At 44.3% G+C, this 23,785-nt stretch carries 26 protein-coding genes; 17 read left to right on the top strand and 9 right to left on the bottom strand.

Annotation, left to right across the window (positions count from 1 at the left end; all coding sequences use genetic code 11):
- Positions 1-163: 163 nt before the first annotated feature.
- The 4 genes from AC0VZ9_RS26285 (at position 164) to AC0VZ9_RS26270 (ending at position 3,081) form a co-directional block, all read left to right on the top strand.
- A complete protein-coding gene (locus AC0VZ9_RS26285; protein WP_019380545.1) occupies positions 164-967 on the top strand; it encodes an ABC transporter permease in 804 nt (267 codons plus the stop codon).
- 3 nt (positions 968-970) lie between these two features.
- Positions 971-1,777, top strand: coding sequence for an ABC transporter permease (locus tag AC0VZ9_RS26280; RefSeq protein ID WP_009332360.1), 807 nt, complete (start codon positions 971-973; stop codon positions 1,775-1,777).
- A 21-nt stretch (positions 1,778-1,798) separates the two neighbouring features.
- Positions 1,799-2,806: an ABC transporter ATP-binding protein gene (locus AC0VZ9_RS26275; protein WP_475396938.1), complete on the top strand. Its 1,008-nt coding sequence runs from the start codon at positions 1,799-1,801 to the stop codon at positions 2,804-2,806.
- Positions 2,807-2,886: 80 nt separating this feature from the next.
- Entirely contained in the window at positions 2,887-3,081 is a 195-nt protein-coding gene (locus AC0VZ9_RS26270) for a hypothetical protein (protein ID WP_019380547.1), read from the top strand.
- Positions 3,082-3,394: 313 nt separating this feature from the next.
- Here the strand turns inward: AC0VZ9_RS26270 and AC0VZ9_RS26265 are convergent, their stop codons facing one another.
- The gene (locus AC0VZ9_RS26265; protein WP_009332357.1) at positions 3,395-4,714 is read right to left on the bottom strand and encodes a short-chain fatty acid transporter; all 1,320 of its coding nucleotides are present in this window, start codon (positions 4,712-4,714) and stop codon (positions 3,395-3,397) included.
- A 141-nt stretch (positions 4,715-4,855) separates the two neighbouring features.
- On the opposite strand from AC0VZ9_RS26265, the gene AC0VZ9_RS26260 reads away from it, so the two are divergent.
- The 4 genes from AC0VZ9_RS26260 (at position 4,856) to AC0VZ9_RS26245 (ending at position 8,439) form a co-directional block, all read left to right on the top strand.
- The gene (locus AC0VZ9_RS26260) at positions 4,856-5,344 is read left to right on the top strand and encodes a GNAT family N-acetyltransferase (RefSeq protein WP_009332356.1); all 489 of its coding nucleotides are present in this window, start codon (positions 4,856-4,858) and stop codon (positions 5,342-5,344) included.
- A gap of 143 nt (positions 5,345-5,487) precedes the next feature.
- The gene (locus AC0VZ9_RS26255; RefSeq protein WP_019380548.1) at positions 5,488-6,150 is read left to right on the top strand and encodes a DNA alkylation repair protein; all 663 of its coding nucleotides are present in this window, start codon (positions 5,488-5,490) and stop codon (positions 6,148-6,150) included.
- A gap of 321 nt (positions 6,151-6,471) precedes the next feature.
- Complete coding sequence (locus tag AC0VZ9_RS26250; RefSeq protein WP_009332354.1) at positions 6,472-7,329, top strand: Cof-type HAD-IIB family hydrolase; 858 nt, start codon at positions 6,472-6,474, stop codon at positions 7,327-7,329.
- 24 nt (positions 7,330-7,353) lie between these two features.
- Positions 7,354-8,439: a PQQ-dependent sugar dehydrogenase gene (locus AC0VZ9_RS26245; protein ID WP_019380550.1), complete on the top strand. Its 1,086-nt coding sequence runs from the start codon at positions 7,354-7,356 to the stop codon at positions 8,437-8,439.
- A gap of 24 nt (positions 8,440-8,463) precedes the next feature.
- Here the strand turns inward: AC0VZ9_RS26245 and AC0VZ9_RS26240 are convergent, their stop codons facing one another.
- The 3 genes from AC0VZ9_RS26240 to AC0VZ9_RS26230 all read right to left on the bottom strand — a co-directional run bounded on the left by AC0VZ9_RS26240 (position 8,464) and on the right by AC0VZ9_RS26230 (position 10,933).
- A complete protein-coding gene (locus AC0VZ9_RS26240) occupies positions 8,464-9,114 on the bottom strand; it encodes a TetR/AcrR family transcriptional regulator (RefSeq protein WP_019380551.1) in 651 nt (216 codons plus the stop codon).
- A 68-nt stretch (positions 9,115-9,182) separates the two neighbouring features.
- On the bottom strand, positions 9,183-10,211 hold the full coding sequence (locus AC0VZ9_RS26235) for an ABC transporter permease (protein ID WP_019380552.1): 1,029 nt from the start codon (positions 10,209-10,211) through the stop codon (positions 9,183-9,185).
- Positions 10,208-10,933 carry an ABC transporter ATP-binding protein gene (locus tag AC0VZ9_RS26230; RefSeq protein ID WP_009332349.1) on the bottom strand — a complete coding sequence of 242 codons (726 nt, stop codon included), beginning with the start codon at positions 10,931-10,933 and terminating at the stop codon, positions 10,208-10,210. The genes AC0VZ9_RS26235 and AC0VZ9_RS26230 overlap by 4 nt, the downstream gene beginning before the upstream one ends.
- A gap of 208 nt (positions 10,934-11,141) precedes the next feature.
- Here AC0VZ9_RS26230 and AC0VZ9_RS26225 point away from each other — a divergent pair, with 208 nt between their 5' ends.
- Both AC0VZ9_RS26225 and AC0VZ9_RS26220 read left to right on the top strand, forming a co-directional pair.
- Positions 11,142-11,864, top strand: coding sequence for a Crp/Fnr family transcriptional regulator (locus AC0VZ9_RS26225; RefSeq protein WP_019380553.1), 723 nt, complete (start codon positions 11,142-11,144; stop codon positions 11,862-11,864).
- A gap of 220 nt (positions 11,865-12,084) precedes the next feature.
- Positions 12,085-12,519 (top strand): SRPBCC family protein, encoded by a 435-nt coding sequence (locus AC0VZ9_RS26220; protein ID WP_019380554.1) that lies wholly within the window; start codon positions 12,085-12,087, stop codon positions 12,517-12,519.
- A gap of 111 nt (positions 12,520-12,630) precedes the next feature.
- Here the strand turns inward: AC0VZ9_RS26220 and AC0VZ9_RS26215 are convergent, their stop codons facing one another.
- From AC0VZ9_RS26215 to pdxK, 4 genes are all read right to left on the bottom strand, one after another.
- Positions 12,631-15,927, bottom strand: a complete 3,297-nt coding sequence (locus tag AC0VZ9_RS26215; protein ID WP_475396937.1) for an alpha-amylase family glycosyl hydrolase — start codon at positions 15,925-15,927, stop codon at positions 12,631-12,633.
- Between the two features lie 206 nt (positions 15,928-16,133).
- Entirely contained in the window at positions 16,134-16,799 is a 666-nt protein-coding gene (gene bshB2 / locus AC0VZ9_RS26210; protein WP_026041611.1) for a bacillithiol biosynthesis deacetylase BshB2, read from the bottom strand.
- 43 nt (positions 16,800-16,842) lie between these two features.
- On the bottom strand, positions 16,843-17,190 hold the full coding sequence (locus AC0VZ9_RS26205) for a YojF family protein (RefSeq protein ID WP_019380557.1): 348 nt from the start codon (positions 17,188-17,190) through the stop codon (positions 16,843-16,845).
- 281 nt (positions 17,191-17,471) lie between these two features.
- A complete protein-coding gene (gene pdxK, locus AC0VZ9_RS26200; RefSeq protein ID WP_251156332.1) occupies positions 17,472-18,299 on the bottom strand; it encodes a pyridoxine/pyridoxal/pyridoxamine kinase in 828 nt (275 codons plus the stop codon).
- Between the two features lie 366 nt (positions 18,300-18,665).
- Between pdxK and mobA the strand changes: the two genes are divergently transcribed.
- From mobA to AC0VZ9_RS26175, 5 genes are all read left to right on the top strand, one after another.
- Positions 18,666-19,268, top strand: coding sequence for a molybdenum cofactor guanylyltransferase (gene mobA / locus AC0VZ9_RS26195; protein WP_071158253.1), 603 nt, complete (start codon positions 18,666-18,668; stop codon positions 19,266-19,268).
- A 62-nt stretch (positions 19,269-19,330) separates the two neighbouring features.
- Positions 19,331-19,795, top strand: a complete 465-nt coding sequence (locus AC0VZ9_RS26190; protein ID WP_019380561.1) for a molybdenum cofactor biosynthesis protein MoaE — start codon at positions 19,331-19,333, stop codon at positions 19,793-19,795.
- Entirely contained in the window at positions 19,788-20,018 is a 231-nt protein-coding gene (gene moaD / locus AC0VZ9_RS26185; RefSeq protein ID WP_475396936.1) for a molybdopterin converting factor subunit 1, read from the top strand. Before AC0VZ9_RS26190 ends, moaD begins: the two co-directional genes overlap by 8 nt.
- 28 nt (positions 20,019-20,046) lie before the next feature.
- Positions 20,047-21,066, top strand: coding sequence for a thiazole biosynthesis adenylyltransferase ThiF (locus AC0VZ9_RS26180; protein ID WP_475396935.1), 1,020 nt, complete (start codon positions 20,047-20,049; stop codon positions 21,064-21,066).
- 180 nt (positions 21,067-21,246) lie between these two features.
- Complete coding sequence (locus AC0VZ9_RS26175; RefSeq protein ID WP_019380563.1) at positions 21,247-21,645, top strand: hypothetical protein; 399 nt, start codon at positions 21,247-21,249, stop codon at positions 21,643-21,645.
- Positions 21,646-21,817: 172 nt separating this feature from the next.
- On the opposite strand, the gene AC0VZ9_RS26170 is transcribed toward AC0VZ9_RS26175, so the two are convergent.
- Complete coding sequence (locus tag AC0VZ9_RS26170; protein WP_009332337.1) at positions 21,818-22,147, bottom strand: YflT domain-containing protein; 330 nt, start codon at positions 22,145-22,147, stop codon at positions 21,818-21,820.
- Positions 22,148-22,330: 183 nt separating this feature from the next.
- Here AC0VZ9_RS26170 and AC0VZ9_RS26165 point away from each other — a divergent pair, with 183 nt between their 5' ends.
- The gene (locus AC0VZ9_RS26165) at positions 22,331-23,008 is read left to right on the top strand and encodes a uracil-DNA glycosylase (RefSeq protein ID WP_019380564.1); all 678 of its coding nucleotides are present in this window, start codon (positions 22,331-22,333) and stop codon (positions 23,006-23,008) included.
- Between the two features lie 484 nt (positions 23,009-23,492).
- Positions 23,493-23,768: a YwdI family protein gene (locus tag AC0VZ9_RS26160; protein WP_009332335.1), complete on the top strand. Its 276-nt coding sequence runs from the start codon at positions 23,493-23,495 to the stop codon at positions 23,766-23,768.
- Positions 23,769-23,785 lie beyond the last annotated feature (17 nt).

Below are 23,785 nucleotides of genomic sequence, written 5' to 3'. Positions count from 1 at the left end.
AAACCAAATGTTATTTTAATTCATAACCCCTGAAAAAGCCAACCCTTTCTCTTAAATTCCACTGTTTCCCTTCTTTTTAAACTTCTAAAACAAACATATTTTTAAGATCCCATATTATGTTAAAATATGAAATAATCAAAAAAATCAAAAAGCAGGTGTGCGGATGTTCAGGTTTCGGTTATATTGGACCTTCACAAAGAAGGCCTTTCTTCGATCAGCCGTTTATCGATTTGATGTATGGTCGCGGCTTGGCTCAAATCTTATTTTTCTGCTGATGTGGGGTTCAATTTGGACTGCTTTATATGCCGGAAGGGAAGAAGCTGGCGGCGTCAGCTTTGAGTCCATGCTGACATATATTGTGGTCAGCCAATTTTTATCTGGAGTAAATGGGGCGGGCACCCCGCTGTGGGAAATCCAGGAGAAGGTCCGGACCGGAGATATTTCCCTGGAATTAATGAGGCCGTTTGATGTGCCGCTCCGCTATCTTTTTGCCGATTTTGGCAGTGTGGCCTTTTACATACTGACAGCGCTGCTCCCTTTATATACAGTCATGTTCATTTTTATGGATTTGACATTGCCCTCTAGCTGGGAGACTTGGGCTTTGTTCATCGTATCCGCTTTTATTGGATTCCTGATCCGCTATTGCATTGAAATGTCTTTTGGGCTGCTTTCCTTTTTTCTCGTTGAAACAGGCGGGATTGTCGATGTCTTTTACTTTGCCATGTCCCTTCTTTCGGGGTCAGTCATTCCTCTGTGGTTTTTTCCGGGCTGGCTGGAAAAGATGGCGCTTTACTTGCCGTTTCAGGGGATCTATTACATACCAAATGCGATTTTTATAGGCAGAATCTCTGGAATTGAAATCCTGCTTTCCCTGGGTGTCCAATTATTTTGGGCTGCAGCCAGTTATCTGTTATTAAGGTTTGTCTGGAATCGCGCATCCCAAAAAGTAGTGGTACAGGGGGGATAGAGTGTGAGTGTTTTAAAATATTTGGATTTGTATTTCAAGCTCATCTCCGCAGGTGTAAGGGCCCAGCTGCAGTACCGGTTTGCCTTTGTCATGAGGATTGTCGGGCTGATCACATCTTATACAGGCACTGCTGTCACGATGTGGATCATGCTTTATCAGTTTCAGGAACTGGGCTCATGGACCTTTTACGAGATGCTGTTTCTATTTGCTGTCGCTGTTTTATCCTGGGGATTCTGCATCATTCTCTTTTTTCATTTCAGGGGGTTGGATACCTACATCTTAAACGGCACATTTGACCGCTTCCTTGTCAGGCCGATCAATCCATTTTTTCATTTCATGGCGATGAAGTTTGACGTTGCATCTTTTGGACAGTTCATCTTCAGCATCGGCATTTTTATTTGGGTCAGCTTTGAGCTGCAGCTGGATTGGACCATCGGGAAAAGTTTGTTTCTGCTGTTATCCGTGGTTGGGGGAATCCTCATCCAGGGTGGTCTGCTTGTCATGATATCTGCCCTCGCTTTCTGGACGACAAAATCGGAGCAATTTTACTGGGTGGCCATGTATCCGGCCCGAAATCTGACCAATTATCCTCTGGTCATCTATCCGAAAGCCGTCCAATGGTTTACCGCTTTTGTCGTTCCATTCGGCTTTGTGAATTACTTTCCCGCGGCTGTGCTTCTGGAAAAGGAAACGCCATTTTTCCCTGAGAATATTGGGTATTATTCGCCGCTTGTCGGCATCGTTTTTTTTGCCATAGCCTATTATATTTGGATGCTCGGTTTAAAGAGGTATAAGAGTACAGGTTCATGACATAGTTTAGGAGGGCTGGAATTGCCGATTATAGAGGTTGAACATTTGATGAAGGACTTTATGATTGCCAAGAGGGAGACAGGCTTTCTCGGCGCTGTGAAGAGCCTGGTGAAAAGAGAACATATTAAGAAGGAAGCAGTGAAGGATATCAGCTTTTCGATCGGAGAAGGGGAAATGGTCGGCTATATCGGACCGAATGGTGCCGGAAAATCCACCACCATCAAAATGCTTACGGGCATTCTTGTCCCAAGCTCAGGGAGTGTAACGGTAAACGGCATCATTCCCTATGAAAACAGGCAGGAAAATGCCAAGAATATCGGAGTGGTATTCGGCCAGAGAACACAGCTTTGGTGGGATCTTCCTACAATCGAATCGTTTGAGCTGCTGAAGGAAATCTATCAGGTTTCGGCTAAACGGTATAAGGAAAACATGGACACCTTTACAGAGATATTGGGGCTGGATGAATTCTTGAATACTCCGGTCCGCCAGCTGTCTCTTGGGCAAAGGATGAGAGCTGATATTGCCGCATCCCTGCTGCATGACCCGCCAATCCTATTTCTTGATGAACCGACGATTGGCCTGGATGTCATCGCTAAGGAGAAAATGAGGACATTTATTAAAGAGATTAATAATGAGCGCAAAATCACCGTCATTTTAACCACACATGATATGGAGGATATCGAAAAACTTTGTGAGCGGATGGTTCTCATTGACCATGGGCAAAAGGTTTACGACGGGGAAATCGCAGTGGTAAAAGAGCGTTTTGGCAAAACGAGGACACTCATCGTTGACCTGGAGGAATCATCTCACAGCCTCCAGCTTAAGGGCCGTGAGGTGTTTAAAGAAGAAGCAAGCCGCTTCTGGATCCGATTTAACCGGGATGAAGTGTCCGCCTCGGAATTAATTGCCCAAATTACTGAAACACATAATATCAAAGATTTAACTGTGGAAGAGCCTGCAATCGAATCCATCATCAGCCGCATTTATCAGGAGGGCTATCAGGAGCTGCCTGAAACGGTCAAAGTATAAATTGCACCTACCTAAAAATAGGCTCGGCTAATATATCAATATTTTCTGAAAAATTGATATACTATAGAGAGGTGATCAAATTGATTCTATATTTGCTGGGCTTTTGTGCAGTATTGCTGGGAGCGGGAATGTTTGTGGACTGGTGGCATAAAAAGCATGGAATTGACGATTTTGACCCTGAAGAAAATGAAAAGCATGTATCTGAGTCAGAGAGAGCTTATATCGAGTCTTATATGCATAACATGAAAAATGATCATCATAATGGAATGTCATGAGAAAAGCGGAAGCGCCATTCCCACGAAGGAACGCAGACTAAGATCTCGCCACGTCTTGTGGCAACGTCTGCATGACCCGCATCCTCCCAAAAGCTGCCGCTTTTGGTCGTGCGATGATTATGCTGAAGAAGCCTTCCTTGTCCTGCGGGCCTCAAGCCTAAGACAGGCCTCACGGAAAGGAGTTCTTTGCCTTTCTGAGAGGATTGGCTTGTGACCCCAAGGGGGCAGGCGCTGGAGCTAGACAGTTATCTAAATTAAGATAATACACATTATCTCATAATAGAAGAGCATGGCGGATGCCATGCTCTTGACTTTAGAAAAATAAAAACCCTATTGAAATAATCACCCCGCTGACCAGCAGAGTCAGAACACAGAATCCCATGATGTCCTTTGCTTTGAGTCCTGCAATGGCGAGCGCCGGAAGGGCCCAGAAAGGCTGAATTAAGTTGGTCCAGGCATCACCCCATGCGACAGCCATGGCTGTTTTAGGGATGGAGGCACCCATTGACTGAGCCGCTTCAAGCATAATCGGAGCCTGAACCGCCCACTGGCCTCCTCCTGAAGGAACAAAGAAGTTCACAAGCCCCGCGCTTAAAAACGCGAAGAAATGGAATGTGTAATCATTCGAAATGCTGACAAACGCTTCAGACATAACTGCAGCAAGTCCTGAGGCAGTCATCATGCCCATGATTCCGGCATAAAACGGGAACTGAATAATGATTCCGCTAGCCCCTTTCACTGCATTGAGGACAGCTTCGAGGAACCTTTTAGGTGTTCCATGGAAAAGGATGCCGAGGAACAGGAATAGGAAATTTACGATATCAAGGTTCAGGTTAAACCCCTTTGCAGCGAAATAATAAAATAAGAAAACAAGACCAAAAATTCCGGCAAGCAGGGAAATCAGACGGCTGTTTTCCAGGCGTTCAGCAGGTGTCATCGCCTCTTTTTCAATTGAAGCTGCCTGGATGTCTTCTTGAAGAAGAGCAGGATCGACCACAATGGTCTCTTCTTTCGACGGCATCATAAAACGGTTTACAAAAGGCAAAACCAACAATAGTGCGACAACAATGAAAATATTGAATCCGGCAAAGATGGTCTGGTCAGTAGAGATGACGCCAATCATCTCTTCAGAGAAGTGTCCAGGTGTAGCAATGGTCAATGGAATCGAACCTGAAATTCCTCCGTGCCAGACAACGAAGCCGGCGTAAGCGCTTGCAATCAACAGGCGATAATCCACATTTTTTACTTTTTTGGCAAGCTCTTTAGCAAATAAGGCGCCAATCACGAGGCCAAATCCCCAGTTAATTAAGCTTGCAATCATCGATACGAATGACACAATAAGGATAGCCTGGCCTGGTGACTTGGCTAATGATGCCAGTGCACCTAATCCTTTTTTAAAGATCGTGCTGCTGGCCAGCACGTGTCCAGTGACTAAAACCAGCACCATCTGCATGGAAAAAGTCAGCAGGCCCCAAAAACCATTTCCCCAATGCTGAACCATTTGGTAAGGTCCATTATCTGTGAAAATCAAACCTAATCCAAAAACAACGAAGGTTAGGATAATGACAAATAAAAATGGATCAGGCAAATACCGCTGCATAATGCGGTTAAAGAAAGATACCAGTACTTTCATGATGCAACCCCCAATTTTAATTATTAACCTATTATATTTTCTGTAAAATTCGATCTATTCCTTCTTTTCTGACATAATTGTTGTCTAAAAGGCTTCTGCCACTTAAATTAGGAGAGTAAACATCGAAAGGAGACAGGAGATATGGACGTTAAAATAGTGAAAGCTGAATGGAAAGACCGGGATATCGTAAGAAACATGTATGCTTTCTATCTGCACGATTTAACAAAATACACTGATGCATTGGAGATAAATGAAGAAGGCACATTCGAATTTGACGCCTTTTCATTAATCTGGGACAAAGAAGGCATAGAACCTTACCTCATTAAAGCTGATGGCAAACTGGCAGGATTCCTGCTGCTTTTGCGTGCACCCTTTTTAAGAAAAGCAGATTACTGCATCAATGACTTTTTCCTGTATAACTCGTTCAGAGGGAAAAACGTGGGGCAAACAGCGATTGATCTATTGTTCAGCGAATATAAGGGAACCTACTATATAGAGCAGTTAAAACGAAATGAGCCTGCTATCCGCTTTTGGAAGAAGGTGTACCGCTATTATCAGCTTAATGTTGACGAGACCTCGAGAATGGAAGATGGAGAAGAATGTGTAGGGCAGTTGGTGAATGTGGAATGATAAATTAACTGAACCCGGTGCTTCCCTGTGAGTCCGAACCGGGCTTCTTCGGACAGGAAAAGGAGAAATCGGGAAGAGCGAGTCCGAACCCGGACTCGGATAGGGAAGCATAACCCCAAGTTGATGCAAAAAGGAGTGTTCAGATGGATATTCGATTATTAATAAAGCTTTTTGAGGAAAATAGAGACATAGAAAAAGCAATCCCCATGCAAAGCTATCTTAAAGACCACTTTCCTTTTCTTGGAATTAAGGCGCCTGAACGAAGAGCTCTTTTAAAGGAATATTTTAATGAGACAGGCCTTCTGAAGCAGGAATTTAATCCGGATTTTGTGGAAGCCTTATGGGATCTGGAAGAGCGTGAATACCAGGCTGCCGCCCTTGACTACATCGGGAAATTCACAAGGAAACTGGACAAAAGTCATCTCTCATTAGTTGAAAAGCTGATCACAACGAAATCCTGGTGGGATACCGTCGATATGCTTGCCGCCCACCCAGCAGGCGCCATCGCGGCCAAAAATCCAGAAGTCATCCCCGAAAAAATAGAGGGATGGGCGACCAGCGAAAATATGTGGCTCCGCAGGGCCGCCATCCTATTTCAGCTGAAATACAAAACCAGCACAAACGAAGACCTGCTATACCGCTATATTATGCTAAACAATGACAGCAAAGAATTCTTCATCCAAAAAGCCATCGGCTGGGCGCTCAGGGAATACTCCAAAACAAACCCTGAATCAGTTAAAAGGTTTATTGAATCAAACACACTTGCCAGGCTGAGCATTAGGGAGGGGAGTAAGTATATTGGTTAGACTCTTAGGTTTTTATCATTTAAATTAGGAGCACTGAGTTGATTGCAGTGGAGGACTCTTGATCCTCGCAAATGCTGACGCATTTCCTTCGTGCTATGCTTAGCCGAGGAAGCATAATCAATGTCCTGCGGAGGAGGCTCTCGTTCCTCCCCGAGGGTTTGCTGGGGGCCCGCAGCGGAAATCAACGGGCAGCATACATAAACTAAAATAAGTAAGAGAGTTTTTCAGGGAAGTGCAATTATTTAAAATAACCCTAAGAACATGATAGAATGGCAAATAAGTTTTTCAGTAAAAATACTACAGCCAGAAGGTGAAATTATAATGATCAAATGCATTGCAAGTGATATGGACGGCACGCTTTTAACCGCCACACAGAAAATCACGCCTGAAAATATCGAAGCCATTAAAACAGCACAGGAAAAAGGAGTCGAAGTAGTCATCGCAACCGGGCGCTCCTACTTCGAAGCAAGCTTCGTCCTCGATGAAGCCGGCATCTCCTGCCCGATTATTTGCGCAAACGGGGCAGAAGTGAGAGCTGCAGATGGAAAAGTTGTATCCTCCAATCCGCTCGATAAGGACCTGGCTAAAAAAGCTGCCTATATCCTTGTACAGAACAACGTTTATTTCGAGGTATACACAAACCAGGGTACATACACCATTGATGAAGACCGCGGCGTCTCCATCATTGTCGACATCTTTTTAAGCGGAAATCCAGAAGCGGATATTGACGAAGTGACAAAAGCTGCGGAAGAACGCTTTACAAAAGGGCTGGTGCGAAAAGTGAACAGCTATGACGAGCTTTTCAACAGTGACGAGCACCAAATATACAAGCTGCTGGCCTTCTCATTCGAACCGGATTTTCTCGTATCCGCCAAAGAAGACTTGCTTAAGCTTGAAGGCATGGCTGTAAGTTCATCAGGGGATGAGAATCTGGAGCTGACAAGTGTGAACGCCCAAAAGGGGATTGCTCTTGAAGCTTTTGTAAAAGAAAGAGGCATTTCACTTCTGGAAACAATGGCAATTGGCGATAATTATAATGATTTGTCTATGTTCAAACGTGCAGGAAGATCCGTTGCCATGGGAAATGCCGATGACATCATTAAAGCACAATGTGATGCGGTGACATCTGCAAATGAAGACAGCGGTGTAGCCAAGGCAATCCGGGAAGTCCTGAAGTAAAATTTCAAGGGGGATGAAAGCTGGATGAAAAAGGTGTTAGGTGCAGGGTTACTGGTTTTTGGCCTGCTGGCTGGATGCTCAAGTACCGGCGGGAATAATAGCGGGAAACAAGTCGAGGATCAGGAGGCAAGCCTTCCTGCCGGTGAAGAGCCGGAAATACTGGCGGATGAGCTTGATATTCCCTGGTCCATTGCCAAAACAGGCGAAACCTTTTACATGACGGAAAGGCAGGGCAGCATCGTAAAAGTAGAGGATGGCAAGAAAGAACGTCAAAAAGTTGAACTTGCGAAAAAACTTTCTACTGCTTCCGAAGCTGGATTGCTTGGATTTGTGCTGGCACCTGATTTTTCACAATCAAATGAAGCATATGCCTATTACACCTATGAAAACACCTCAGGTCAGTTTAATCGTATAGTGACCCTTGGGCTTCAAGAGGGAACGTGGAAAGAGGAGAGGCTTTTGCTCGATAAAATCCCGAGCGGGCAGTTCCACCACGGCGGCAGGCTTGAAATTGGCCCTGACGGAAAGCTTTATGCTACTGCAGGCGATGCTGCCACTGATCCTGAAATTGCTCAGGATGTGAATTCTCTGGGAGGAAAAATCCTAAGAATGAATCTGGATGGGAGCGTACCGGGGGATAATCCTTTCAGCGGATCCTATGTTTATAGTTACGGCCACCGCAATCCGCAGGGGCTGGCATGGGCTGAGGATGGAACTTTATATGAAAGTGAGCACGGCCCATCGGCCAATGATGAAATCAATAAGATCCTTCCCGGTAAAAATTACGGATGGCCCGTCATAAAAGGGACCGAAAAGAAGGAAGGAATGGAATCACCGCTATTTACCTCAGGTGATGACGAAACCTGGGCTCCGTCCGGGGTGGCCTATTATAAAGGCAAGCTTTACACTGCCGCTTTAAGAGGCAGTGCCGTTCTTGAGTTTGATCTGGAAACAAAGAACGTCAGGAAAATTGTTTCTAACTTAGGAAGAATCCGGGACGTCTTTATTGAAGGGGATGTGCTATATTTTATCAGCAACAATACGGACGGACGCGGCAATCCGCTTGATAAAGATGACAAACTCTATCAAATTCCGCTTTCGGATATATAAAAAGCCTGGCAGCTGTGCCAGGCTTTAGTCTTTAGCAGAAAGTCCATGCATGATGAATTGAATGGTCAGCTCGATTTCCTTTTCATCATCCCAATCGGCTTCAGGCAATATTAAATACCTCGCGATTAAAAAGCCAAATATCGATGTAAAGGTCATTCTGACTACACTATAGGCTGGAATACCAATAATCTGGCCTTTTTTCTGATAATATTCAGCCAAAGTAACAAAGCGTTCAAATACTTTAATCGCGATATGCTCTTTAAACTGTTCCTTGAGTTCAGGGTGAAACGGAATTTCCTGAATCAGGATCCTAATAAGAGGCATATTGTTTTTCAGAAACGCTATCCGGTTTTCCATCATGGCTCTTAAAAAATCTTCAAAGTGTTCGTATTTATGATTAATTACTTTGTATAGATCCTTGATGACAAAGGGAGCAATCAGCTTCGCCATCATCGGGGAAACAATCCCCATCAGTAAATCCTTTTTTGTTTTATAGTGTCTGAAGATGGTTCCTTCGGCTACTCCTGCCTTCTTGGCGATTTCACTTGTCGAAGTGGCTGCATAGCCTTTTTCGGAAAACGATTCAATCGCAGCCATGATAATTTTCTTCTGCTTCTCCGTAAGTCTTTCTTCTTCCTGAAATAATCCTTCTAAAATGGAATCCTGCTCTGGCATGGTTAACTCCTTTATACGTTCAAAATCTATGCCTTTATTATAAAGGAATGAAAATGCAAAAAGAAATTTTAAATTTTCCGGTACCGTCTTAAAGCAGCGATATTCAGAAACATAAAGAGCAATGAGAAAGCGAGCAGCATAAGCAGATCTTTATAAATCATTTCCCATCCAAATCCTCTCACCATTACATTTCTTAATGCTTCAGCCGCGTAATATAAAGGCGTAAAAGGACCGATCCAGCTGAGCCACTCTGATATGGTCTCCAGATTGAATAACCCCGAGAAAAAGATCTGGGGAACCACAATAAGCGGTATAAATTGAATCATCTGCAGCTCATTATTGGCAAAGGAAGACAGCAGGATTCCCAGAGTCAATGCTGTCAGCGAAAGAAGCAGTGTAATGAGCAGGACATAGCCAAAAGACCCTTCCATCAGCATGCCAAGCACATAGATTGCATACCAGGCGATGATGGCAGCCTGGATCATGGTGAATAACCCAAATCCCATGATATATCCCGTAACGATTTCCCATTTCCGGAGAGGACTGGTCAAGAGCCGCTCAAGTGTACCGGTTGTTCTTTCTCTCAAAAAGGAAACACCGGCAATCAGGAATACAAAGAAAAAGACAAAGAATCCCAGCAGCACCGGCCCGAAATAATCAAACTGCCCCATGTCGTCCGAGCCGAATAAATAATCGATCTTTATCTCCTGATTCTCTCCATTTTGCTGTATAGGCTTCAGTGCATCCTGAACCCATTTCATCACAGCTCCGTTTACACTTGGATCGCTTCCTTCCAGAACCACTGATGGCGGCATCTGATCAAACACCAGATACGCATCCAGCTTCTTGTCTGATAGGTCATTTTCTGCCAGCTTCTCCGTATCATAGTGTTTGAGTTTAGCATCTTCCAGGTTAAGCTGAGATTCCAGTTTTTCAGAGATATCAATGAGGCCAATTTCAGGCGTATATTCATCTCCGTTAAACACAAGGTGAAGCATAGTCAGGACCAGGATAGGAGCGAAGATCAATAGAGCCATCGTCCGTTTATCTCTTACAATCTGGCGGAGTATCCGTATAACCAGGGCCATAATCCTCATACTTGCGCACCTCCATATGCCAGGAAGGCATCTTCAATATTGGCAGAGCTGGTCTGCTGCATCAATTCTTCCGGTGTTCCAGCTGCAATGAGCTGTCCGTCTCTAATCATGCCAAGTCTGTCACACTTTCCAGCTTCATCCATAACATGAGTCGTCACCAGGATAGTCGTTCCGTTTTCCTTCAGACTTTTAAAAGATTCCCAGATGCTTTTTCTGAGGACAGGATCGATTCCTACAGTAGGTTCATCCAGTATGAGGAGACCAGGGCTATGCAGAAGGGAAATGGCAAGGGAAAGTCTTCTTTTCATACCCCCTGAATAATCGGAAACCAGCTTGCCGAGATGGTCAGTTAACGAAACAATTTCCATTACCTCATTCATCCGCTGCTTTTTTTCTTTTCCTTTTAATCCATACAGCGCTGCAAAAAAATCAAGATTTTCCTTTGCTGTTAAGTCAGTATATAGAGCGTCAGATTGTGCCATATAGCCAATTCGTTTGATCAAATCCAGCTGGGGCATTTTTTCGCTGAAAATATGGTTTTCCCCCTGTGTTGGCACCTCCAGTCCTGCCAGTTGTTTAACAAGCGTCGTCTTGCCGGCTCCAGATGGGCCGAGCAGGCCAAAAATTTCACCCTCGTAAATTTCAAGGTTAATGCCTTTTAAAACCTGGTGCTTTCCATAAGTCTTGGATACATTTTGGATGGAAACAATTGAATTTTTCATTGGTTCACTCCTTTTCAACTAGAAAGTGAGTAATCACTCACACCAATCATAAAGGGAAAACAGTCTATTTGTAAAGTGAGTAATCACTCATTAATTTCGACAAATGGAATTTCAAGCAATGAGCAGGCTTTTGTGAGTTAAGTCACTTCTTCCTAAACCCATCTTAGCTAAAATATTTCTAATAGAAATGTAAAAGCGGGGGATGGGAATGGAAAATGAAAAGCAGGATCATAGACCGTTGATCGATGAATTTTTAGGCAAGATTGAAATTTTTAAAGAGCTCCCCAGTGAATCCATACAGCTGATCGATAAACGAATTATTAAGAAAGCTTATTTGAAGGGCGAAAGAATTATGTCTGAATATGATGTCGCCAAAGGAGTTTACTTTGTTCATTCCGGCATTGTGAAGCTGACGAAACAGGATGAACATGGCAACGAACTGATTGTCTGCATTAAGAAAAAAGGCGAGATTTTTGCAGAAGCCAACCTTTTTAACCAGACGGGCCAAACCTATCCTGCGACGGGTACAATGGTGCAGGATGGTGAAATCTACTTTCTGAACACGGATGATCTGGAACAGGAGCTTCTGTATTCACCGGAAATGGCTGTTCAGATTATCCGCTATATGAGTGAATCGCTGCGTGATATGACCTCTATTCTGAGGGACATCGCCCTGCTTGATGTGTACTCGAAAACTGTCCGGACATTGGAAAGGCTCGCGGAAAAATTCGGCGCCAACCACTGTAATCGGATGCATCTTGAGCTTCCCATAACCGTCCAGGAATTCTCCACCCTTGTCGGAACATCCCGGGAAAGTGTCAGCCGGGTTTTTTCCAGACTGAAAAAAGAAGGAATCATCGAAATTACAGGCAGAAAAATCGTCATTGTGGACTGGTGCAAATTCTGCTCCCTTTACCATCAGAGGCTGTAAGGGCGAGTTGCTTTTTAAGGTGAGAACATATATGAAATTCGAGAACTGTCTTGCTCCACAAGGAATGCTCCGGCAGCTTTATCATCGCACGACTAAAAGTGCAAGCCTTTGGAAGGATATGGCGTTCTCAGTCTGTGTTCGCACTTCCGCTTTTCTTAGTCAGCCCGGCTTTTTTGTTATATAATAGAGTCATAGACTCTATGACTCTGAGGTGCAAAGCATGGCTGATTTTCGTTCCAGTGAGATTATCAATAAACCTGTACATGAAGTATTCGATTATATGATTAAAATGGAAAATGTCCCTGAACTCATGCCGTTTGTTGTGAACGTGGAAAAACAGACCGAGGGCGAGATCGGAAAAGGAACAAGGTTCATCGAAACCCGTATGGTCAGAGGGAAAAAAATCAGTGCAGATATTGAAATTATTGATTTTGAACAAGACAGAACCTATACCACCCGCAGCAATGCAAATGGACTGATAACAGAATATAAATATGATTTTCATGAAATAGAAGAAGGAACGCAGGTGGAGATGGAAGCAAACGTTAAAACCAGCGGCCTTGTCGCCAAATTAACGAAGCGTTTCATCGTGAATATTGTGAAGCGGGAAGATGGAAGCCAGCTTCAGTATTTGAAGGAAATGATGGAGAAATAAGCAAAGCGCAAGGCGCCTTGACTATCCCCCACACCTTTAACGGTTTTCGTCGTACCTTGAGCTAAACAGTAAAACAGGGAGCCTCTCCATTAGAGAGGCTCCCTGACTTTATTAATCCCTTTTTTCATCCAAAACTAGAATGACCGTACCGCCCTCATTTCTGCCGGGCAGTTTGACTTTAATCTGCTGATTTTTGTCCACTGAATATTTCTTTCCGGAATATTGGTCAATGACCTTGCTGCCGGCGGCAAATGGGACCTTTACTGTTACTTTCTTTTTATCCGTCATAGTGTTTATGCCTACAACAGCATTTATGCCGTTATAGGAGCGGTTAAAGACTAAATACCCATTAGCGTCTCTGCCTGCGAGCTTTTCGCGTGTACCTTTTGAAAACACTGCCGAGTAATCTTTCCGGATGTTAAGGAGCTTCTGGTAGTGCTTGTGCATGTCATTTCCGATTAGGGACCAGTCAAAGTCATAGCGGTTTTCATTAAATTCTCCTTTATCCATATCTCCTGCATGTTTGCCGGAAAGGCCGATTTCTTCCCCATAATAGATAACTGGCTGTCCCTTTGCTGTTATTTGGAGGGCAGATGCGATTTTCATTTTGCCCCAATCATTGCCCGCACTTGTGATCAGGAAGCCGTCTTCATCATGGCTGCTTAAGAATTGGCCAAGAGCTGCCGTATTTGAGAGCTTATCATTTCGAGCCTGCAATTTTGCTTCAGCTGCGTCGATTTTGCCGTTAATGAAATCAGCAGCGGTATGTTTAAAATCAAAATCGAGGATGGAATCCATTTCGCCGCTGTTCAGAAAGCCTCCATGTTCATCGATGTGGCCGCCGTAATATTCTCCGATGATTTTAAAGTCAGGCCTGATTTCAGTCAGGGCATTTTTAAATGCTTTCCAGGTTGTATGCTCCACGTGCTTAACGGTATCCACACGGAAGTAGTCAATCGTATCCCCGCGGTCTGTTCTTGCTTTTTCAAGCCAGTCTGTCTGCCAGTCAATAATTTGTCTGCGGACCTCTTCTTCCTCAGTTTTAAAATCAGGCAATCCGGCCAGCTCGCCGCGGATGGTATCATTTCCTCCATCCCGCAGCATGCCGGCAAAGCGCTCGCGGTCAGCATCAGAAGGGAAGTTGGGAATTCCAAGCCCAATGGAGGGATCGTTTTCCTTTAATCCATATCCGGTATGGTTCAGTACCACATCCACCATCACTTTTATGCCGCGGTCATGCGCTTTTTCCAAAAGTTCCTGGAATGTCTTAATGTCCCCAAGATGCTCATCCAATTTTGTAAAATCCTTTGCCCAGTAGCCATGATAGCCATATTGGTTTCCATCTTTATCATGGCGCAGGTCCCAATTGATGTTGTCGACGATCGGTGTAATCCAAATCGTGTTAATGCCAAGGTCCTCGAGATAATCCAGTCTTTCAATCACACCCTGGAAATCCCCGCCATGATAGGTTTCCAGATGGGACGTATCATAATTTGAATGGTTTGGATCATCGTTGGTAGAATCTCCATTGTTGAAGCGGTCTGTCAGCATAAAGTAAATGCGTGCTTCATCCCAATCAAAATCATCCTTTTTGCCGCTGAAGGTGCGGGTTTTGACTTCAACGGAAGCTTCTCCCGCATGAAAATTCCCATATTCATCAATCACTGTGATCGGCAGCTTCTTAATGCCTGCCGTTACAGATTGATCAATGGAAATGGTGTGTGCATTTAATGCCGGGTCAATACTGACTTTGCTGCTTCCGCCGATAGCAGATAGGTCTGCGTAAGCTTCTTTAATAGATACCTCAGGATCTGAAAGTATTGTTTCAATAGACAAAACGGCATTTTCATTGTATGAAACTTTATTTGGACTCACGTCAGTTCTGATCTCTGCTGCTGGGTTTTTATAGGTGATGGATGACTTTTCATTAAAAGGATCTTTTATTTCAGAAGTCTCTCCATCTCTAGTAACAAGGAAAGAGTACTCGTATGTGCCTTCTTTTAAGTGATCAATCGTCACAAAGAAACGTTCTTCCTTAAGGGAATACTGCATATCATAAATCTGTCCATTCAACTTTGCCTGAACCTTTTCAATCGAATCCATTTTTCCCTGTTTGAACAGCGCCGGATCTCTAAAATAAAGAGTAAGACTGCCATTGTTTAGAAGAGGACCCGTAATAGAAGGGACCTGATAGAATTCACTCTGGCCGCTTTTGACAATAACCTTGGTGTACTTGTCATTCCCTGTTTTAATATAGCGGTCGGCTCCATAAGGATCCTTTTGATCCCAGCCTGTTCCTTTGCGAAGCACAAATCCCATTTGCTCACTCTGCTGGCCAATTTCAATCAATGCAACAGCCCCCTTGTCATTGACTTCGGTAAAATCTGCCTGCCCATCCTTTAAGCCAGTCTGCCAGGTCCAAATGTTCCAGCCTTCATAATCGTGATTGTCTCTTACATACGTAAACTCAATAAAACGACGGTTATCTCCAGCATTCCGATCGTCAAATTCCTCTTTTGAGTAATAAACGGTTTGGTCGCCCTCAGCGAGCCATACTTCTGCCTCATTTTGGCCATCAGGCATGGTGATGGTTCTGGAAACATCCTGAGTATCCCAGTTTCCGGGACGGGGAATGACATGGATTTTACTCGAAGGAACAGAAATCTCAGCTTGGGCAAATCCTTCTGTCCGGTTTGTAAATGGGTAAGCCTTGCCATTTTTTCCGTCCTCCCATGCCCATAAATCCCAATTGAATTGCTCACCGTTATCGCGCCAGTAGTTTATTGTATAGCTATTCATCTGACCGATAATGCTGAAGCTATGCTCCAGTGTATAGCCATTGAATTCGCCAATGACAGTTACGCTTCCTGCTTCAGCAGAATTGGAGATTGCCAGCTGATTATTTTTCACCTCAACGCCATTTGCTTCAGTTTTTAATCTCCAGGCTGGCTGCACATCTTCGATAGTGCCGTTGCTATGTACTAATTTGGCTGAAAGAGGAATCAGGGTATCTTTTACAGCATCAGCAGGCATTTCAGTCGTTAATCCGCTAATAGCCAGTAAGCTGTTTCCGTTACCAGTCTTGCTATTTGCCGGATCGGCAATCCAATTGCCGTCATCCAGAATAAATTTATATTCATAGACTCCAGGTGATAAATGAATAGTCTTTGACCATATATTGTTTTCGCCTTTCGTCATTGCCAATGCTCCATCTTGCCAGCCGGTAAAACTGCCGGCGACCCGGACCTGCTGAGCTTCTCCCTGATAGGAGAAAGTAACTTGACTCCCGTCTATTACTGGACTTTCGCCTGTGCTGGCAGAGGATGAATGCGGGTGAATTCCTGTGAATAAACTGAGAATCAGGCTTAGGAGCATGATCAAGATGCCAGCTTTCCTATATTTGTCCATAAAATTCCCTCCCTATAATTGGTTAGCTAAAGTGTGTAAGGGTGTAGTGCAAGCGATTGCACCAAGAAGCAAATGAAATCGCTTGCAGATACTTAAGGAAATTCTAACATCATAATAGGGAAAGCTCATGGGCAGAAAGTAGTTAATATTCAGAAAAAACAAACACTAAAAAGCCGCTCTGAAACCAGAGGCGGCGTGCTCTATCTTTAGAATTTATAGGTCCAAAAACGTTCTTTATACATTCTGGCCAATACTTCAGGCTCTTGCTTTTTAATGCTTTCTTCCATATTCGCTGCCATCAGCTGTGTCTGTGAGGCATGTGCCTTGATCGCTGCAACTTTCCGGTCTGCAACCGCACTGACGTCATTGACAATATCCGCCTGGCCGATTTCTTCCTCACAGTTATTGGAGAATGCGACACAGTGAACCTTCGGACGCTTGTCAGCAGGCAGCTCTTTTACCGCACGGATCACAGCGGCGCCTGTTGCGTCATGATCCGGGTGCACAGCGTATCCCGGATAGAACGTGATGATGAGGGAAGGGTTTGTCTCACCGATGATGACTCCTAGTCTGTTCGCGAGCTTTTCTTCATCCTCAAACTCCACGGTTTTATCCCGGTACCCCAGCATTCTTAAGTCCTGGATGCCCAGAACCCTGGCTGCTTCCTCCAGCTCTTCTTTGCGGATTTTCGGCAGAGTTTCCCTGGTGGCAAAAGGGGGATTACCCATATTGCGCCCCATTTCTCCAAGCGTCAGGCATGCGTAGGTGACAGGTGTGCCGTTATCGATATGTAAGGAAATCGTTCCTGAAACGCCAAATGCTTCATCGTCCGGATGAGGGAAGATGACGAGTACATGTCTTTCCTTTTCCATCATGGTCGTGCTCCTTTCCATTTGATGTCCTCTGAGCCCCTATTTATTCAAAAGGATTTTCACTAATTTGCAGGGCGACTGCAAGCTTGCCGCTGAAATCGTGGCCGGCTAAAAGGAGCCTGTCTTCTTTATCGACTTCAAAGTGGGTAATTCCTTCAGCATACACCCAGCCAAAATTCATTTTCAATCCAACCCGGTAAGGGCCTTTTCCGGTGATTTTTCCATGCTCATAAACCAATTTGGCATTGCGGATATAGGCGCCTGAAGAAAAGAAGCTTTCATCAAAATGGGAAGCATACGCTCCATTTGTTGTTTCCAGATGAATAAAGACCTCTTTATTGGCAAGGCGGTCAATCTCTTTTTGCACGTGTTCTTTCACTGCTGGTTCCACTCTATAGTCCCCCTTCCGTTTTATCTTCATATATTCGTTTGAGACGGTATTTATATGTTTATCTTACTAAAAAAAGAAATGAAAAGCGAAAAAGTAATCTCAGAAAGGGTGCTAAAAAGATATAACCGCGAAATTGTTATATTATCCGCGAAAAAACAAATATAACCGCGGAAATTTAATTTTATCCGCGAAAAAATCAATATATCCGCTAAATCCCCGTTTTATCGGGTGAATTGCCAATTGCAAAAAACAGAGCCCCCTCGGACTCTGTTTCACCATGCTTATTCTGAATCAAGACTGCCTGCGCTATATTTGCGGTAAGCACCAGGCATCGTAGGGCCAACATACTCATTTAGCTTAAAGCCATGGTTGATGGCGGCAGTGATGAAATCCTTCGCTGTTTGAACCGCTTCTTTGACAGGTTTGCCTTTCGCGATTTCTGCTGTGATTGCAGAAGAGTAGGTGCAGCCTGCGCCATGAGTGTAAGTCGTTTCAACGCGTTCGCTTTCATAAAGAGTGAACTCTTGTCCATCATATAGAAGGTCAACGGCTTTTTCGTGCTGAAGCTTGCTGCCGCCCTTGATTAATACATACTTCGCACCAAGTTCATGAATTTTGACAGCCGCTTCTTTCATGTCCTCCACAGTTTTGATTGGACCTGTTTTAGCCAGCTGCCATGCTTCAAATAAATTTGGTGTTACCACTGTTGCAAGCGGCACAAGCAAATCTCTTAATGCTTCGTTCAATTCAGGATGAATCGGCTCATCTTCACCTTTGCAGACCATGACCGGGTCGATGATAACATGGTCCAGGCTGTTTTCTTTAATGGTCTTGGCCGCAATTTTAATCACTTCTTCAGAACCTAGCATGCCAGTTTTCATCGCATCAATACCTGTAGATATGATCGTTTCGATCTGTGTTTCCAGAATGTCTGTAGAAATCGGGAACACGTTGTGGCTCCAGTTATTTTTAGGATCCATCGTCACAATGGTAGTCAGCGCAGTCATCCCGTAAACGCCAAGCTCCTGGAATGTCTTAAGGTCTGCCTGGATTCCCGCGCCGCCGCTCGTATCTGAACCGGCAATGGTCATTACTTTTTTCATCGTCATATGCATAGTTCCTCCTTGAAGTACTGCTGGATATCTTTTTCTAATTATAACAATAATTGAAAAAGGTAAAAACTATAACGGACTGCAGATAGCATTAAGTTAACCGCTCCTTTAGGCAAAAATACGATGCACATCACTTGAACGCACATAAAAAAGGCTATGCACACATAAATCACGCTTATCCGCACGTAAAAAAATTTATCCGCTCATAAACTTCGTCTATCCGCACATAAATTAACTTCAGAAAAAAATCCTGCTGAACGTCACAATATTGCCAACTCCAGCGGCCTTCGTATAAGAAACAGGCCGGAATAGATGGTAAAATAAAAGGATAACGATAAGATACATTGAAAGACGGTGAGGAAAATGAGCAGTACAGGCATCATTTTGGCAGGAGGGCATTCAAGCCGGATGGGGGAGAATAAAGCCCTGCTGAAAATAGGCGGCAAAACGGTAATTGAACGAATCGCCGATCAGCTGTCTTCTATATTGCCCAATGTCATCATCGTAGCCAATAAACAGGAAGATTATCAGTTTCTCGGCCTTCCCCTTGTGAGCGACCGCTGGAAAGAAAAAGGGCCACTGGCTGGAATCCATGCCGGCCTGTCTGAATCCAGGACCCAAAAAAATCTGATTGTGGCCTGTGATATGCCATTCATATCCGGGGAGCTTGCCAGGCTTCTTCTTGAACAGCTGGATCAGCATCAGGCATCCGTACTTGAAATCGGAGGGCAGCTTCACCCGCTTTTTGCCGCTTACCGAAAGGATGCAAAAGATGCAGCAGAGCTGGCATTGAGAGAAAATAAGCTGCGGATCCGCCAATTTCTGCAGGAAATAGATAGCAGAATCATAAAAGATGAAGAGCTTAAGAATATGGGGTTTTTATATAGGGATGCGCACTTTTTTAACATGAACCGTCCTGATGAATACCGGCAGGCACTGAAACTGGCCGAAGATGCCTCAAAATAAGAATGCATTCATTTCCATTCCGGCTCTGTCTATGTCAAAATCAAATAAAAAGAGGTGATTCCATGAATTTTGAGATTTCTAAAGATCCGATCGATATCCAAAGTGTGATCGATAAAGTGGTGCAGCGGGAAGCGGGAGCGATTACGACCTTTATCGGAACCGTCCGCGAGCTGACACATGGAAAAAAAACACTTTACTTAATATATGAAGCATATGAATCAATGGCTGTGAAAAAACTGGAGCAGATCGGAACCGAGATAAAAGAGCGCTGGAACGGGGCAGAAGTGGCAATTACCCACCGGACAGGCAAGCTGGATATCACCGATGTAGCGGTCGTCATTGCCGTTTCCACTCCACACCGTGCGGATGCTTATGAAGCAAACCGCTATGCGATTGAAAGAATTAAAGAAATTGTGCCGATTTGGAAAAAGGAACATTGGGAAGATGGCGAAGAATGGATCGGCAATCAGCTGGAAACAGTGGCATACCCAAAAGGAAAACCGGAGGAGAAGGATTTACATGAATAAAATTATGTTTTTTGCCCATTTGCGGGACCGTGTTGGAGAAGAGTCTTTGACAAAGGATGTCCGCGGCAAAACAATCTCTGAACTGAAACAGATGCTTGAGGAAAATTACGGGCTGAAGCTTGATTCAGTCATGGCAGCCGTGAATGAAGAGTTTGCTTCTGATGATGAAGTCATTCAGGACGGAGATACAATCGCCTTTATCCCTCCAGTCAGCGGAGGGTAATGGCAGCTTCAAGAGAGGAGGGGGCGCATTGTCTGAAAGGTATTCTCGCCAGGCTTTGTTTCCGCCTATTGGAAAAGTGGGGCAGGAAAAAATCCGCTCCAAGCATGTGCTGATAGTCGGTGCCGGCGCTCTTGGCTCGGGAAATGCGGAGTTGATGGCGCGTTCAGGTGCCGCCAAACTGACGATCATTGACCGGGATTATGTCGAGGAAAGCAACCTGCAGCGCCAGCAGCTTTTTGCAGAAAGCGACGCCTTAGATAAAATGCCAAAAGCGGCTGCAGCAGAAAAACGGCTAAAACAAATTAATAGCGAGGTCGAAATCCGCTCGATTATTGGCGATGCTACTCCGGAAAAGCTGGAAGAGCTTGCTGAAGGGGTGGATCTGATCCTGGATTCGACCGATAACTTTGAAACCAGGATGACCATTAATGATATCTCTCAAAAATTTAATATTCCATGGATTTATGGAGCCTGTGTCGGCAGCTTTGGCATGAGCATGACAATCATTCCCGGGAAAACGCCATGCATGAATTGCCTGCTGAAAAAGATTCCGATCCAGGGGATGACCTGTGACACCGGAGGAATCATTGCCCCAGCTGTGCAAATGGTCGTCGCCCATCAGGCAGCTGAAGCGCTGAAAATTCTGGCTGAGGACTGGGAAGCCGTGCGTACCGCTATGGTCAGTTTTGATTTATGGCGAAACCAGTACACCAGCATGAAGGTGTCAAAAGCGAAGGATGAAGGCTGCTTATCTTGCGGAACAGAAAGAACATATCCTTATCTGCGGCCGGAAAATATGATGAAATCCACTGTTCTCTGCGGAAGGGACACTGTTCAGATCCGCCCTCCAAAGGAGCAGGAAATCGAATTCGCTGAAATCGCACGGCAGCTGAAAGGACTTGGCTACCAGGTGAAAGGCAATCCGTATCTGCTTTCCATCGAAATGGAGGAGCAGCGCCTTGTCCTCTTTAAAGACGGACGCGCCCTTATTCATGGCACAAAGGATTTAGCGCAGGCGAAATCCATTTATCAGCGGATTATGGGTTAAAGTGAACTTCAATCAGTGGGGTTTTGTTAGTTGGGGCCCGCAGGACGTGGCGTTTTATGTCATTTTCCTGCTGTCGGGCCTTTACGGTCAGTAAGAGTCCGATAAACTAGTGCTTTTTCATTATATATAAGCCCCTTCCTTTTTTGTAAAATAAAGACAAAAAGACAGAAGAGGTTAATAATGATTACATTCATGTATTTTTTCGGCTATTTGTTTGACCAGCTGCTGGTCAATTTTATAGGGATGGTCCTGATCCTTTACAGCTTTATCATTCCGGTTACCCCTATGTATAAAACCAAGCGGCCTGCAGATCTAATCGTGCATATAAGCCGGATTCTTTTCGCTATCATTCTCCCATTCCTGAACTTTTTCTATTTTTTATTCAATAGCGGGGACTGGGCAACAGGGGAAGGCATTACAGCACCGGAGCATTTTAGCACTTTCATCTGGGTTCAGGCTGGTTTGATTGTGCTGCCTGAACTGGTTTTTTTCATCCTGTCAAAAGTCAATATAACCAGAGTCTGGTGGTATGTGCTATACCCGGCTCTGCTGATTGGGCTATGGGTTTGGATGTTTTAAGGGCATAAAAAAAGCGATGAAAAATTTTCATCGCTTTTTCATACTGTCTAGCTGCTCCAGCGCCTACCCCCTCGAGGTCACAAGCTAAGCCTCTCAAAAAGGCAAAGGACGACTTTCCGTGAGGCTTGGCTTGTGCTTATCGGGGAAGGGCAAGGCGCCTCCGCTTTTCAAATTATTTTACTTCGTCTGTACCTACAATAACTAACTTGCCTTCATCCAATACTTTTTCATATTGTTCTGCTTCTACCGTCGTTAAACCAACAGATTCGAATTTTGTACGAAGTTCATCTCCGCGTTTTTTGAACACGTTGCCGACAGAATCGAGTAGGCCCTGCTCCTTCATGCCGACTTCGCCTGTATCCGTCGCGTCAGAAAGGTGCTCTGAGCGATCCTTGTCATGTGCGAAAATATAGATGTTTTCCTTATTAAATCCCTGGCTTTGCAGCATTCCAATCGTATCTGTAGCCTGTACGCCATTTTCAACAACTTCAATTTTATACATATATAACATCCTCCTTAAAAGATTTGCAGATTTATTTAAATGGCAGCATGTCCTGCCGTTATATTTATTACATATCCGTTCTAAAAAATTTTAAACATGTATGCAAGAATGAAAGATTATGCCATGATAACCAATGGGTATTAAGAATAGGACCTTTCAAATAAGAGGAGGGAGAGTTGGCAGATGAAGCGTATCTTAAGAAATGACTGGCAGGAGATTTTGGCAGAGGAATTCGAGAAACCTTATTATCTCCATCTTCGTGAATTTTTAAAAAAAGAATATGAGGAGCAAACTATTTATCCGAGGCAGGAGGATATTTTCAATTCGCTCCAATATACAGCTTATAAAGACGCAAAGGCAGTTATATTGGGGCAGGATCCTTATCATGGGCTGGGGCAGGCACATGGCTTGAGCTTTTCGGTACAGCCTGATGTAAAGCTGCCTCCTTCGCTGAAAAATATATTCAAGGAAATGCAGGATGACCTGGGCTTCGAGGTGCCAAACAATGGCTATCTATTAAAATGGGCCCGAGAAGGAGTGCTGCTCTTAAATACCGTTCTGACCGTCCGCAAAGGGCAGGCGCACTCGCATAAGGGGAAAGGATGGGAAACTTTCACCGACACCGTTATACAAAAACTGAATGAGAGGGAAAAGCCCGTGGTTTTTATTTTATGGGGCAAACCGGCTCAGGAAAAAGAAGTGCTGATTGATGCTTCTAAACACTATATAGTAAAATCGCCGCATCCAAGTCCATTTTCGGCAAGAAAAGGGTTCTTTGGCAGCAGGCCATTTTCAAGAACGAATGAGATATTACAAGAGCTTGGGGAGGAGCCCATTGACTGGCAGATTCATGATCTCTGATTCTTTTCGTCATGTTTCACGTGAAACATACCGTTTCGTGTAAGAGAATAAGAGAAGTGCTCGAAATATGCATGTTCGAGAAGGGAAAGGAAAATGAGTTCACAGAAAATGGCTTGTTTTAAATGCAAATAATTCTGTGTTACTGGGACCGGTACTATCCAAAAGGCTGCAGGGCTTTTCAGTTTACCCTGTCTAGCTCAGCGCCTACCCCCTCCAGGGTTGGGGGTGGGCGAAAGGCGCGTCCGCTTTTCTTTAAAACCAGGCGGATGCCCTCTCTCGAAGTTTTCCGGGCATCTGGCCATCCTTGTTTGCGTTTTGAAAAGGAAAACTGATAAACTTTATATGGCCGGTAACATTGGCGATTTTTTAAAAAGAATGTATACTTTTTTTGGACTTCAGGAATTGTCTAGCAGAAGCAGCCTGACACTTGAGGGTAGAGGGTGGCAAGGCGCTTGTGCTTTTTTTACAGAAAGAGGTGTAGAGAATGAATATCTCTGTTCAGAAGCTTTTAGGGAAGATGGAAAAGGAATTGCTGGAAGCAAAAAGCAGCTCTTCAGACGCCAGAATAAGAGAAAGAGTGCAGGCGATCAAGTCATTATGCGAGCTGGTTTTGGAAGAGTCGGATACAGGAAGTGTGTCTGCTGTTGCTTCTATTAGCCATACATACAATGCACCGCCTGCGGCTCAGCCAGCGGGTCTGCAGCCAAAGAAAATGCAGATGGAAGATGAGGCAAACGGCGATTCATTATTCGATTTTTAATAAAACGATAAGAGGTG

The sequence above is a fragment of the Cytobacillus sp. QJM3NY_8 genome (genome assembly GCF_056173585.1).
This window is presented reverse-complemented; position numbering and strand designations above follow the sequence as displayed.

Coding starts and splice junctions, on each gene's coding strand:
- AC0VZ9_RS26165 (WP_019380564.1), top strand. CDS start 22,331: ATGAAGCGTATCTTAAGAAATGACTGGCAGGAGATTTTGGCAGAGGAA.
- bshB2 (WP_026041611.1), bottom strand. CDS start 16,799: ATGGAAAAGGAAAGACATGTACTCGTCATCTTCCCTCATCCGGACGAT.
- AC0VZ9_RS26265 (WP_009332357.1), bottom strand. CDS start 4,714: ATGAAAGTACTGGTATCTTTCTTTAACCGCATTATGCAGCGGTATTTG.
- mobA (WP_071158253.1), top strand. CDS start 18,666: ATGAGCAGTACAGGCATCATTTTGGCAGGAGGGCATTCAAGCCGGATG.
- AC0VZ9_RS26285 (WP_019380545.1), top strand. CDS start 164: ATGTTCAGGTTTCGGTTATATTGGACCTTCACAAAGAAGGCCTTTCTT.
- AC0VZ9_RS26255 (WP_019380548.1), top strand. CDS start 5,488: ATGGATATTCGATTATTAATAAAGCTTTTTGAGGAAAATAGAGACATA.
- AC0VZ9_RS26230 (WP_009332349.1), bottom strand. CDS start 10,933: ATGAAAAATTCAATTGTTTCCATCCAAAATGTATCCAAGACTTATGGA.
- AC0VZ9_RS26225 (WP_019380553.1), top strand. CDS start 11,142: ATGGAAAATGAAAAGCAGGATCATAGACCGTTGATCGATGAATTTTTA.
- AC0VZ9_RS26170 (WP_009332337.1), bottom strand. CDS start 22,147: ATGTATAAAATTGAAGTTGTTGAAAATGGCGTACAGGCTACAGATACG.
- AC0VZ9_RS26160 (WP_009332335.1), top strand. CDS start 23,493: ATGAATATCTCTGTTCAGAAGCTTTTAGGGAAGATGGAAAAGGAATTG.
- AC0VZ9_RS26175 (WP_019380563.1), top strand. CDS start 21,247: ATGATTACATTCATGTATTTTTTCGGCTATTTGTTTGACCAGCTGCTG.
- AC0VZ9_RS26215 (WP_475396937.1), bottom strand. CDS start 15,927: ATGGACAAATATAGGAAAGCTGGCATCTTGATCATGCTCCTAAGCCTG.
- AC0VZ9_RS26235 (WP_019380552.1), bottom strand. CDS start 10,211: ATGAGGATTATGGCCCTGGTTATACGGATACTCCGCCAGATTGTAAGA.
- AC0VZ9_RS26260 (WP_009332356.1), top strand. CDS start 4,856: ATGGACGTTAAAATAGTGAAAGCTGAATGGAAAGACCGGGATATCGTA.
- AC0VZ9_RS26240 (WP_019380551.1), bottom strand. CDS start 9,114: ATGCCAGAGCAGGATTCCATTTTAGAAGGATTATTTCAGGAAGAAGAA.
- AC0VZ9_RS26250 (WP_009332354.1), top strand. CDS start 6,472: ATGATCAAATGCATTGCAAGTGATATGGACGGCACGCTTTTAACCGCC.
- moaD (WP_475396936.1), top strand. CDS start 19,788: ATGAATAAAATTATGTTTTTTGCCCATTTGCGGGACCGTGTTGGAGAA.
- AC0VZ9_RS26190 (WP_019380561.1), top strand. CDS start 19,331: ATGAATTTTGAGATTTCTAAAGATCCGATCGATATCCAAAGTGTGATC.
- AC0VZ9_RS26245 (WP_019380550.1), top strand. CDS start 7,354: ATGAAAAAGGTGTTAGGTGCAGGGTTACTGGTTTTTGGCCTGCTGGCT.
- pdxK (WP_251156332.1), bottom strand. CDS start 18,299: ATGACGATGAAAAAAGTAATGACCATTGCCGGTTCAGATACGAGCGGC.
- AC0VZ9_RS26220 (WP_019380554.1), top strand. CDS start 12,085: ATGGCTGATTTTCGTTCCAGTGAGATTATCAATAAACCTGTACATGAA.